We start from the raw sequence: 10,807 nt of genomic DNA, 5'->3' as shown, positions 1-10,807 counted from the left end.
ACCTGTCGCACCGGTAGGGCCTGTGATTCCAGTAGGTCCAGTAGGGAAAGTAAATGGTGGAATTGATGGTAGTGTGGGACCGATTAAATTTGGTTCCAGAGCAGGTCCATGTAAAGTATTATATTCTTCATTCATATAGTAAACCTCCTATCATTGCTTGTCATAATTATTAAATGTATTAGAGGAAGTAAATGACATTCGCAATAGCGGAGCCGCTTCTATAATTTTTCCTCAGCAAATATAGGTCTAGTTTAAGTGATATTGAAGCGTACAGTTACGTACTACTTAAGTATGACACCTTTACTTCTCACGTAACATATAGTATGATGATTTCAATAAATTAGATTTCAATGACTATAATATAAATTAATGAGAGGTGCTTTTTGTGAGTGCGGTAGGTACTAAATAGGAAAAATTTAATGAAATAAGTCAGATAAGAACAGGGGATTTTTATGTATACCATACCCCTAACTTTGTCATGGATTTATTTCGATACCTATGAAGATACCTACAATACTTTATAAAGCGTGTAATAAGGGACTGCCATCTATTTTTTATGGCTTATTTCCTCATATGTTATTACACATGCCTTGTAAATGTAAAAGCTGCGGTATCCCCGCAGCTTTTTTGTATATATTTTTAATGTATAAAAATGGTAATTGAATAATGTAGAACTCATTGGAATCTAATGAGTAGGTATCTTCATTTATGATAAAAATCAATCATAGTGAGGAGAAACAAAATGAATACGATGACTTTTGAAAAGTTACAATATAACGAATTAAAGGATATAGTGAAATCTTATTGTGTAAGTGGATTAGGTAAGGAATTATTAAACAAATTAGAGCCGAGTACGAGTCTAAAAGTAGTGAGAAATCGCTTGAATGAAACGACAGAAGCACGAGCTATATTAGATGCAGAGGGGCATGTTCCTTTCTTCGGCATTTCTAATATTGCTAGTACAATTCAAAAATTAGAAAAAGGGATGATTTTAGATCCAGAAGAATTAGTAAGTGTTTCAGACTTTTTACGTGGATGTAGAAAGATTAAAAAGTTTATGTTAGATAAAGAATTTTTTGCACCAGTATTAGCTTCTTATGCAAATTCAATGACTGAATATAAAAGTATTGAAGAGGAAATTAACTTTTCAATTAAAGGAAATAGTATTGATGTAGCTGCAAGTAAAGAGTTAAAGCGAATTCGAAATAATATTGATTCTGTAGATGGGAAAATAAAAGAACGTTTAATGAAATTTTTAAATAGTAGTGCAAATAAGAAATTCATTCAGGAATTCTTTATTAGTAAAAAGGATGACCGTTATACGATTCCAATTAAATCTTCCTATAAAAATCAAGTTGCTGGAAGTATTATTGAAGCCTCGGCAAAAGGCTCTACTGTATTTATAGAACCGCATACGGTTACGAAATTGAATGCAGAATTAGCAGGTTTGAAAGCAGAAGAAGCGGTTGAAGAGTATCAGATTTTAGCGACTTTATCAGGAATGGTGTTAGAAAACATTTATAGTATAAAGATTAACATGGAGCTAATTAGTCAGTATGATATGGTATTTGCGAAGGCAAAGTTTAGTAAATCGATTGATGGAATAGAGCCGAAGTTAAATGATCATGGCTACATTCATTTAGTGAATTGTAAGCATCCGCTTTTAACAGGGCAAGTTGTACCGTTACATTTTAAAATTGGTCAAGAGTATCGTAGTTTAATTATTACAGGGCCGAATGCGGGCGGAAAGACAATTGTGTTAAAAACGATTGGATTGTTAACATTAGCTACAATGTCAGGCCTTCATATTGCAGGAGATAGAGGTACAGAAATCGCTATTTTCGAAAATGTATTCGTAGATATTGGTGATAATCAAAGTATTGAAAATGCATTAAGTACATTTTCGTCTCATATGAAAAATCTTTCTGAGATTATGAGGATGTCAAATAATAATACGTTGCTATTATTTGATGAAATAGGGAGCGGTACAGAACCGAATGAAGGTGCAGCACTTGCAATTTCTATTTTAGAAGAATTGTACCTTGCGGGATGTATTACCGTTGCGAGTACGCATTACGGAGAAATTAAACGCTTCTCAGAAATGCACGATGACTTTATGAATGCAGCGATGCAATTTAATAGTGAAACGTTAGAGCCGCTTTATAAATTAGTTATCGGAAAATCAGGGGAAAGTAATGCACTTTGGATTGCGAATAAAATGAGCGTAAAAGAACATGTACTGAAAAGAGCGAAAGAGTACATGGGAAATAAAGAGTACGCTTTAGAAAAAGTGAATGAAAGTAAAATTAGAAAACCGAAATTTGTACAAGAAAAAAGAGAATCTCATTATGAGTACAAAATCGGCGATCGTGTGAATTTATTGGATTATGATGATTTTGGTATCATCTATAAGGAAAAAGATAATTTTTATAACGTTGTTGTATATTATAACGGTGAATTCGTTGAAGTAAATGTAAAACGTATTACTTTAGAAGTAGCAGCGAAGGAGTTATATCCAGAAGGATACGATTTAAATACACTATTTGTTGATTATAAAGAAAGAAAAATGCAACACGATATTGAGCGCGGATCGAAAAAAGCACTGCGTAAAATTCAAAAAGAAATAAGAAAGAATAGAGGATAAGTTAAAATGGTAACGATTAGACAAGAACAAAAAAATGATTATAGAAAAACAGAAGAAGTCGTAAAAGAAGCATTTTTACTTGAAGAATTTAGTGATAAAACAGAACATGAACTTGTAAAACGTATTAGAGAATGTGACGCGTTTGTTCCGGAGTTATCAATTGTTGCGGTAGATGAAGATATAGTTGGTCACATTATGTTATCAAAAATTACAATAGAACAAGATGGAACTTCTGTAGAATCGTTAGCACTTGCGCCAGTTTCAGTTGCTAGGGGCCATCAGAAGAAAGGAATTGGCGGAAAACTGATTACGGCTGCTTTAGAAAAAGCGAAAGAACTTGGATACGGATCAGTTGTAGTATTAGGACATCCAGAGTACTACCCGAAATTTGGTTTTAAGAAAGCAAGTGAGTGGAATGTAAAAGCACCGTTTGAAGTGCCTGAAGAAGTGTTTATGGCGATGGAGCTAAGAGAGAACGCTCTCCAAGGTGTAGAAGGAGTTGTTCAGTATTCGAGTGCTTTTGCTGAGTAGGAGTAACGGTTAAGAAATGTAATCATAAAAGATGCTATCTTTTTGTATGGATATACAGAAAGATAGCTTTTTTTATTAAGCGGATCTACTGACGTATATTTTGCTCAATGAATAATTGAGGTGGTAAAATTGAGATAGAAACGTAAAGGGAGAGAATAGAATGAATAAGCGAGAAACAGATAGCAATGAGAATGCAGTTACGTTATATGTTACAAGACACGGTAAAACAATATTAAATACGAATCATCGCGCGCAAGGTTGGGCTGATTCTCCATTAGTAGAAAAAGGTGTTGAAGTTGCCACAAATTTAGGAACAGGATTAAAAGATATTCATTTTATGAATGCGTATAGTAGTGATAGTGGCCGAGCGATTGAAACTGCTAATTTAGTATTAAAATATAGTGAGCAATCAAAATTAAAACTTGAGCAAAGAAAAGATTTGCGAGAATTAAATTTCGGTATTTTTGAAGGTGAAAAACTTGAGAATATGTGGGATGTGGTTGGAAAAGCTGCAGGCGTTCCATCACCAGAAGAACTTATGAAGTTTTCTATTCAAGAAGTGATTAATCTTATTAGAGTAGCAGATCCTACAAAACAGGCGGAAGATTGGGAATTATTTTCTACTCGTATAAAAGCTGAGATAGATAAAATTAGTGAAGAAGCTGCTGGAAATGGTGGCGGTAACGTTTTAGTTGTCGTTCATGGGCTTTTGATTACTACCTTAATAGAAATGTTAGACAGTAGCAAAACAAAACTTGGGGTGGAAAATGCTAGTGTGACGAAGATTGTATACCAAGATGGAACATATACAGTCGAGTCGGTTGGAGATATGAGTTATGTTGCAAAAGGGAAAGAAAGTGTGGAAATATAATTAAATCTCCAAGAGATATAAGAAAAGGAAGGTAGAGAAATCTAGCTTCCTTTTCTTATTGGAACGATTATGGAATTAATAAAATCTTCCCTGTACTTTTTCTGCTCTCTAATAATTTATGTGCAAGAGCACCATCTTGTAAGGAGAATGTAGTAGGGCACTCAATGTTTAATTTGCCAGTTGCGATCCAATCGAATAATTGAGTAGATCGTTTTTTACGTTCTTCATAAGTGGTAAGAACGTTCCAAAGGTCTCCGCCAGTTAAAGTTTTTGAAGTATCCATAAGCATACGTGGATCAACTGGCGCAGGATTACCACCAGCCATTCCGTAAAATACGACAGTACCGCCAATTTTAGTAGCGTTAAAACTGTCCTCTAATGTAGAACCTACTGATTCATATACAACATTTACTCCAGTTCCATTAGTCATTTCAAGTACTTTCGTATGCCATTCTTCGTTATATAAAAATACGTGATCGGCACCAGCTAATGTAGCTATCTTTGCTTTCTCTTTTGATGACGTTAAACCAATTACTTTTCCGCCATATAGTTTAATCATTTGAACAAGAAGTTGACCGACGCCACCAGCTGCAGCGTGTACTAAAGCTATATCACTTTGTTTTAGTTGATAGCTATCTTGCGTTAAATAATGTGCAGTTAATCCTTGTAATAAGACAGAAGCAGCTGTTTCAAAAGAAATAGAATCTGGTAGTGGGATTACTTTTTCAGATGGAACGGCAACTAGTTCTGCATTTGCAAATGGGACGTCCGCAAATGCAATACGGTCTCCTAGGTTGATAGTAGTAACGTCAGCTCCTACTTTTTCAACAATTCCAGCTCCTTCATAACCTAATACATAAGGCGGATTGCCAGCAAGATGATAATCGCCGCGGCGTCTATAAATATCAGCGAAGTTTAATCCGATTGCTTTCGTGCGGACTAGAATTTCATTTGGATTTATGATTGGATCATGTATTTCTTTATATTGTAGTACATCTGGATTTCCAAACTGTTCGAAACAAAGTGCTTTCATATGGAATCCCTCCATTTGTATTGTTTGTCGATGCTCTTTATCATACAATACAAATATCAATAGGCAAAGAGGATTATTTTGATGAAATCAATCGGAAATATCGATTGAAAAGAGGGATGATAAATGGAGATAAAACAATTAATTACATTTAAAGTAGCAGCAGACACTTTGAATTTTACACAAACTGCAAAGAAATTAAATTTTGCCCAATCAAGCGTAACGGCACAAATTAAAACGTTAGAAGCTGAGCTTGGTACACCGTTATTTGAAAGATTAGGAAAACGCCTTTTCTTAACTGAAGCAGGAAGAAAGTTTCAACTATATGCGGACAAGATAATCGCACTTAGTAAAGAAGCAAAGACGGCCGTGAAAGATGATGAGGAAATAGCAGGTACGTTAATAATTGGTGCACAAGAAAGTCAATGTACATACAGACTGCCTTCTATATTAAAGAGGTTTAAAGCACAATTTCCTCAAATAAAACTTATATTTAAACCAGCACATTCCAATAAAGATGCAAAGGAACAATTGATGGAGGGGAAAGTAGATCTTGCATTTATTTTGGACGAATGTAAAACAGAAGATGTTTTACATGTGGAACCACTTATGAAAGAAGAATTAAAAGTAGTAGCTGCTCCTACGCATCGTTTACTTGAACAACCTTCAGTTTCTATAAAAGATTTAGAGAGTGAAACACTTCTACTAACAGAATTAGGCTGCTCGTATCGGACTTTATTTGAAGAACTATTTCGTACAGAAGATGTGTATCCAGCAAATAAAATTGAGTTCGTTAGTGTCGAGGCAATTAAACAATGTGTTATTGCAGATTTAGGTATAGCTGTTCTACCAGCGATAGTAGTAGAAAAAGATATAAGAGAAGGGACAATAAAAGAGTTACATTTAGAAAATGCAATTTCATCGATTTATACACAAATTGCTTGGCATAAAGATAAATGGATGACAGCACCACTGCAGCAATTTATTGATGTAACAAGGGAGTTTTTTACAACGGATTAAGTGGAGAAATATTTATTTTATATAAAAGAAAAAATGGCAATTTTGTATAAAGAACCGATGCTTGAATATAACAAGTATCGGTTCTTTTATGTTTTAAATATAGAATGCTATAAAATGTGTATTTCTCAACTTTTTTTCTTACAAGGATAAGTAAAATTCTTCGTATATTCCAATAATCATCAGGGAATTTACAACGTTTATTCGTTTCTGTAAGATGCCTCTAGGAAGAGTGAAAGGAGGGCTTACATAGCAGTATAGCTTGTCTTTAGTATACGTACTTATTGTGAGGGGGAATTTAAAATGTTTAAAAAGTTAATGAAAGTATGTGTGTTAAGTGCGGCAAGTATAGGTGTATTATTTAGTTTTCAAGGAAGTACATTTGCAGCTACTGATTTAAGTAGTTATTATGACGGGAAAAATCCAGCAACAACGAAAGTATACGGGGGAAGTACAACATGTGATGCAGATGGATTTAATGCAAAGTCTACAGCAGTTTATGAAGGTAGTAAAAAAGTGGGGACAGTGTATTTACGTTACAGTAATAAATGTCATGCAGCATGGGCTAAGTTTGTGTTAGATCAACCAGCACCAGCTGTTTCGGGAGGAGTGTACGCGTACGCTGTTGTAAATAAATACAAAAATGATGTATTCCAAAAATCAGTTACTTCTAATCAGGGGAACGGCACAATAAAAACAGGTCAAACGAGCACTTATACAGGAATGGTATTTGATTTAACTGCTGATTTCGGATACACAGCAGATGCTGAAGCAGTTACGTTTAATAACGGTTACGGGAAAACAGCACGTTACTAATAAAGGAGTGAAATTATATGAAACTTTTAAAAAAGACGAGTGCATGTTTATTGCTATCTTTACTCGTTGTAACTAGTATGTTTAGCACGATTAATAGCGATAAAGCATATGCAGAAGATCATTCATATGATGGGAAAAGTCCTTATTATAATAGTTGTGATCAATCCGCAGTAACGAAAGAGAAGAAATGGATAGATTCAAATTCTTATGTAGAATTAAAATTTAGCACGACGTGTAAGACGGCTTGGGCGAAAGTTACTGTAACTCGTCCAGCAGTTTATAATAACGAAGCTGATGCAAGGGTTGTTAGAAAAACAGATGGAAAGGCATATACTTGCGGAAGTGCTGGAGGAAATGGTGTTGTAAATAAAGGACAAACATCATGCTATACGCCAATGGTATATGACTTGGATCCAAGAAAAGCGCAAGCACAGGGGAAACATGCCATTCCGAATAGCGATGCTTATAATTATGCGGAGACTATTTGGTATTGATGAGGATATGGAGATTGTAAGGTAGAGTATTTTAAGAGCATGTTTAGATTGGATTTCAAAACATGCTCGATTTGTATTCATTCTAATTTTTTCGGTAATCATAAACCATTGAATTAACTAAGGTCAGTATCAGGAGGAGTATATCCAAGGTACCTAGCCATCGATACAATTTGTCCTTTATGATGAAACTCATGAGTCTCCGTATGAGTTAAAAGCCATAGCGGAGTTGTGCTCCAAGGTTCTTTTTGCCACTTTACTTCATTTGCTATATTTTCGAGCCAACGGTCATTGTATTCATCTAAAAAACGTTGTACAGTCTCATCTACTAACTTAAATCTAGCACGGACTTTTTCCACATCTGCATGCTCAATTTCGTAATCGCTAGCAAATGAAAAATCTGCTCTTTTTTGCTTGAATGCGAATGATCCAAGCCAGTATCGGTAGCAATCGGCTACATGAATATGCGTCTTTATAATGCTACCGCTCCCGAAATTAGGAACAGTGCTATGTAATTTTTCTAGTGGGATTTCTTCCAAAAACGAAAATAGAGTTTCTCTTGTAGAGCTAATAAGATCATATTGTTGTTTTAAAACATGTAACATGTAATTGACACTCCTCTATTATTTACTAAACTAACTGTGTAGTAAGTAATTCTATATTTATTAGGGGTGAACCTTTTAATTATTTTTACTAAGCATATTAGATGTTTTTCTTAATCGTTTCTGATAGATTAAACAAGGTGAAACGTTAATAAGTTGAACATTCTTAGTTCATAATAAATTGTACATCAAGAAGGGGAACGATAAAATGAATAGACTAGTGGGTTTAAAACAATTTGAAATAACGCGCGGGGCGTTACTTAAATTTATGGAAACGTTAGATGATAAAACTGCGGATACGCAGCCAGAGGGTTTTAACAATACAATTCGTTGGCATATCGGTCATGTGTTAACGGCAGCAGAGGTTTTCATGTTTGGAAAAGAATTCAAACAATTACCAACTGAATATCCAGGTATGTTTGGGTATGGATCACGACCATCTAAATGGAAAACAGAAGGACCATCGTTAGAAGTATTAACGGCTCAATTAAAAGAACAAGCAAAACGTATTAACGAAATTCCAGCAGAAGCATTTGAAAATAAACTGCCAGAGCCATTCCTAGGATTGGAAACAGTAGGGGAGCTTTACGGTATGATGCTTTATCATGAAGCTGATCATATTGGGCAAATGAAAGCGATGGAACGTATTATTAAAGCTCTTTAGTCTTAATTGCATATAACAAGCAATACAGTTGTAATGTTAAATAATATATACAAAAAAGGTAGATAAATTATTATCTACCTTTTTTGTATAACTTCTTGAAGGATTAGGGATTATCATCGTGGTGCTGATGAAGAAGGATTAGAGAATTTTATAATTTTTTAGGTTGTGATTATTAATTGTAGTATTCCTAAATATGGAATATAAGTATAATGATAGAGAAGAACTAGAAATAGGGGTGAATACTATGATTACATTAGAGCAAAAGTTAGAGCAATATAAACATACATATGTACAGTTAAAGGGAGAACTAAAATGGAAAACGAGTGATTCTCGAACAGGAATGATGATTGCTGCTATGTATGCAGGTAGTGATAAATTGTTTAATCTCGAACGTTTTTTAGAAATTAGTAGTTATATTAAGAATCAGGTAGGGATGTTTTCATACTTAAAGTCTTATCATCGTTTTGTAGTGGCCGCAACATTAGATATTCACTTTACAGATTACAAGAAAGCTTTTCGGACGTTTTTAGATTTATATGAACAATTGGTCACTAGTGGCTTTAGCCGGAGTATATTTACTTATCTCGCAGCAGCTGTGCTTTTAACAGAAGAAAATGAACAGCATGGCGCGCACATTCAGCGTTCGATGCAAGTATATAAACGCATGAAAAAGGATCACCTCTTTCTTACAAGTACAAATGATTATCCGCTCGCGGTTTTATTAGCAGGACAATCAGAGAATGTAGAAACACTTATGGATCGTGTAGAACGTCTGTATCAGAAACTAGCGAAAGCTGGTTTGCGTAAAGGGAATGATCTTCAGTTTTTAAGTCATATTCTTTCACTAAAGAAGGATGTCCGTGAAGAAATGTTAGTTGCAACATGTACAAACATATGGAATTTGTTAAAACAAGAAAAGGTAAAAGTGAAACAGATGCATTATCCAGCAATCGGGCTACTAGCGTTACTTGAAGATGGAGAAAAAGAGATTTATGCTATTAAAGCGTTGATTGAAAAACTGCAGGGGGAGAAATTATTCCGTTGGCATGCAGATGCGAATATTCTTATTGCTATTCAACTGTTCGTAAGTCAGAAAGGTGAGGAAAGTAAAGCTACCAACACAGGTTTACAAACTATGATAGAAGTCCTCATACAAGCACAACAAGCAGCTATGATGGCAACGATTGCCGCTTCATCTGCAGCAACATCTTCTGCTAGTAGTAGCTCATAATATGTAACTACTTTAATAAGGAAGGTAAAAAAGCCCATCACTTTCTAATGAGTGATGGGCTAACTATTTTTACATAATCAGCATTATTTTTTCGACTCTTTCAAATGTTTGAGTTGTGTAACAATCATAATGCTAATAACAACGAGTAAAAACCATGAACTAATTTTGCTTAAGTGAACGAGATTCCACGCTTCCCGTTGATTTGGATATTGCCATGCTCCGAAAAATGTTGCGATGTTCTCTGCAATCCAAATAAAGAACCCAATAAGGAAAAAGGAGAGAACGAGTGGCATTTTATATGTAACGCCTCGTAATGAAAATTCTACAAATGTCCGAAAGAAAACGATGAATAAAAGTACAGTTAATACCCATCTAAAGTCATATAGAAAATGATGTGTGAAAAAATTAAAGTAAATCATAGCGCCTAGCGGTATAGCAAAAATAGCCCTCGGCCAATGGTACATTTGTAAATGTAATCTTCTCCACGCTTGGCATATGTAACTGGCAACACTTGCATACATAAAGCCACTGTAAAGTGGAACTCCAAAAACTTTTGAATATGCCTCTTCTGGATAACTCCATGAACCAAAATGTACTTTATATATTTCTAGTAAAAGCCCGATAAGGTGAAAAACAGTAATTACTTTTAGTTCATCTTTCGTCTCAAGTCCAGTCTTATACATAATCCACTGCATAAGAAGACATACGATGAGTATGAAATCATAGCGGTATAACCCTGGGATGGAAATGATTTTTGATAGGGCTAGTGTTAAGAAAATAACGACTGGGAATAAACAGGATAATGCTTGCTCGTAAGTGAAATGTAATAGTTGTTTTATATAGAACATTGTATCTCCTTTTTGTTAGAAAAATCAAAATAATGACTAAGTATACTACAATTTAAAAAATA

Annotated in this window: 12 protein-coding genes; 8 read left to right on the top strand and 4 right to left on the bottom strand. The window is 34.6% G+C overall.

What is annotated here, in order from left to right:
* Positions 1-135, bottom strand: a 135-nt coding sequence (locus MR160_RS18105; RefSeq protein WP_242297839.1) for an exosporium leader peptide-containing protein, incomplete at its 3' end; no start/stop codon positions are given.
* Between the two features lie 607 nt (positions 136-742).
* On the opposite strand from MR160_RS18105, the gene MR160_RS18100 reads away from it, so the two are divergent.
* From MR160_RS18100 to MR160_RS18090, 3 genes are all read left to right on the top strand, one after another.
* A complete protein-coding gene (locus tag MR160_RS18100) occupies positions 743-2,644 on the top strand; it encodes an endonuclease MutS2 (protein WP_001095201.1) in 1,902 nt (633 codons plus the stop codon).
* Positions 2,645-2,650: 6 nt separating this feature from the next.
* Positions 2,651-3,175 carry a GNAT family N-acetyltransferase gene (locus MR160_RS18095; protein WP_000256473.1) on the top strand — a complete coding sequence of 175 codons (525 nt, stop codon included), beginning with the start codon at positions 2,651-2,653 and terminating at the stop codon, positions 3,173-3,175.
* Between the two features lie 160 nt (positions 3,176-3,335).
* Entirely contained in the window at positions 3,336-4,046 is a 711-nt protein-coding gene (locus MR160_RS18090; RefSeq protein ID WP_001042048.1) for a histidine phosphatase family protein, read from the top strand.
* Between the two features lie 67 nt (positions 4,047-4,113).
* Here the strand turns inward: MR160_RS18090 and MR160_RS18085 are convergent, their stop codons facing one another.
* Positions 4,114-5,079 (bottom strand): quinone oxidoreductase family protein, encoded by a 966-nt coding sequence (locus tag MR160_RS18085; RefSeq protein WP_000645236.1) that lies wholly within the window; start codon positions 5,077-5,079, stop codon positions 4,114-4,116.
* A gap of 123 nt (positions 5,080-5,202) precedes the next feature.
* Between MR160_RS18085 and MR160_RS18080 the strand changes: the two genes are divergently transcribed.
* The 3 genes from MR160_RS18080 to MR160_RS18070 all read left to right on the top strand — a co-directional run bounded on the left by MR160_RS18080 (position 5,203) and on the right by MR160_RS18070 (position 7,403).
* Positions 5,203-6,096 carry a LysR family transcriptional regulator gene (locus MR160_RS18080; protein WP_000403874.1) on the top strand — a complete coding sequence of 298 codons (894 nt, stop codon included), beginning with the start codon at positions 5,203-5,205 and terminating at the stop codon, positions 6,094-6,096.
* A 300-nt stretch (positions 6,097-6,396) separates the two neighbouring features.
* Positions 6,397-6,909, top strand: a complete 513-nt coding sequence (locus tag MR160_RS18075) for a YjfA family protein (protein ID WP_000473731.1) — start codon at positions 6,397-6,399, stop codon at positions 6,907-6,909.
* 17 nt (positions 6,910-6,926) lie between these two features.
* Positions 6,927-7,403: a DUF2690 domain-containing protein gene (locus tag MR160_RS18070; RefSeq protein WP_000771161.1), complete on the top strand. Its 477-nt coding sequence runs from the start codon at positions 6,927-6,929 to the stop codon at positions 7,401-7,403.
* Positions 7,404-7,516: 113 nt separating this feature from the next.
* Here MR160_RS18070 and MR160_RS18065 read toward each other — a convergent pair whose 3' ends face one another.
* Positions 7,517-8,005: a DinB family protein gene (locus tag MR160_RS18065; RefSeq protein WP_000903443.1), complete on the bottom strand. Its 489-nt coding sequence runs from the start codon at positions 8,003-8,005 to the stop codon at positions 7,517-7,519.
* Between the two features lie 205 nt (positions 8,006-8,210).
* Here MR160_RS18065 and MR160_RS18060 point away from each other — a divergent pair, with 205 nt between their 5' ends.
* Together MR160_RS18060 and MR160_RS18055 are read left to right on the top strand one after the other, a co-directional pair.
* Positions 8,211-8,666 (top strand): DinB family protein, encoded by a 456-nt coding sequence (locus tag MR160_RS18060; RefSeq protein ID WP_001081119.1) that lies wholly within the window; start codon positions 8,211-8,213, stop codon positions 8,664-8,666.
* A gap of 193 nt (positions 8,667-8,859) precedes the next feature.
* Complete coding sequence (locus tag MR160_RS18055) at positions 8,860-9,897, top strand: DUF4003 domain-containing protein (RefSeq protein WP_003309751.1); 1,038 nt, start codon at positions 8,860-8,862, stop codon at positions 9,895-9,897.
* Positions 9,898-9,980: 83 nt separating this feature from the next.
* On the opposite strand, the gene MR160_RS18050 is transcribed toward MR160_RS18055, so the two are convergent.
* A complete protein-coding gene (locus MR160_RS18050; protein ID WP_000499382.1) occupies positions 9,981-10,745 on the bottom strand; it encodes a DUF817 domain-containing protein in 765 nt (254 codons plus the stop codon).
* Between the last annotated feature and the right edge of the window lie 62 nt (positions 10,746-10,807).

This window comes from Bacillus cereus group sp. BfR-BA-01382 (genome assembly GCF_022663475.1).
Lineage (GTDB): Bacteria > Bacillota > Bacilli > Bacillales > Bacillaceae_G > Bacillus_A > Bacillus_A thuringiensis_S.
Note: the sequence above shows the minus strand (reverse complement) of the source record. Positions and strands in the feature narration are given on the sequence as shown.

Coding starts and splice junctions, on each gene's coding strand:
- MR160_RS18100 (WP_001095201.1), top strand. CDS start 743: ATGAATACGATGACTTTTGAAAAGTTACAATATAACGAATTAAAGGAT.
- MR160_RS18095 (WP_000256473.1), top strand. CDS start 2,651: ATGGTAACGATTAGACAAGAACAAAAAAATGATTATAGAAAAACAGAA.
- MR160_RS18090 (WP_001042048.1), top strand. CDS start 3,336: ATGAATAAGCGAGAAACAGATAGCAATGAGAATGCAGTTACGTTATAT.
- MR160_RS18085 (WP_000645236.1), bottom strand. CDS start 5,079: ATGAAAGCACTTTGTTTCGAACAGTTTGGAAATCCAGATGTACTACAA.
- MR160_RS18080 (WP_000403874.1), top strand. CDS start 5,203: ATGGAGATAAAACAATTAATTACATTTAAAGTAGCAGCAGACACTTTG.
- MR160_RS18075 (WP_000473731.1), top strand. CDS start 6,397: ATGTTTAAAAAGTTAATGAAAGTATGTGTGTTAAGTGCGGCAAGTATA.
- MR160_RS18070 (WP_000771161.1), top strand. CDS start 6,927: ATGAAACTTTTAAAAAAGACGAGTGCATGTTTATTGCTATCTTTACTC.
- MR160_RS18065 (WP_000903443.1), bottom strand. CDS start 8,005: ATGTTACATGTTTTAAAACAACAATATGATCTTATTAGCTCTACAAGA.
- MR160_RS18060 (WP_001081119.1), top strand. CDS start 8,211: ATGAATAGACTAGTGGGTTTAAAACAATTTGAAATAACGCGCGGGGCG.
- MR160_RS18055 (WP_003309751.1), top strand. CDS start 8,860: ATGGAATATAAGTATAATGATAGAGAAGAACTAGAAATAGGGGTGAAT.
- MR160_RS18050 (WP_000499382.1), bottom strand. CDS start 10,745: ATGTTCTATATAAAACAACTATTACATTTCACTTACGAGCAAGCATTA.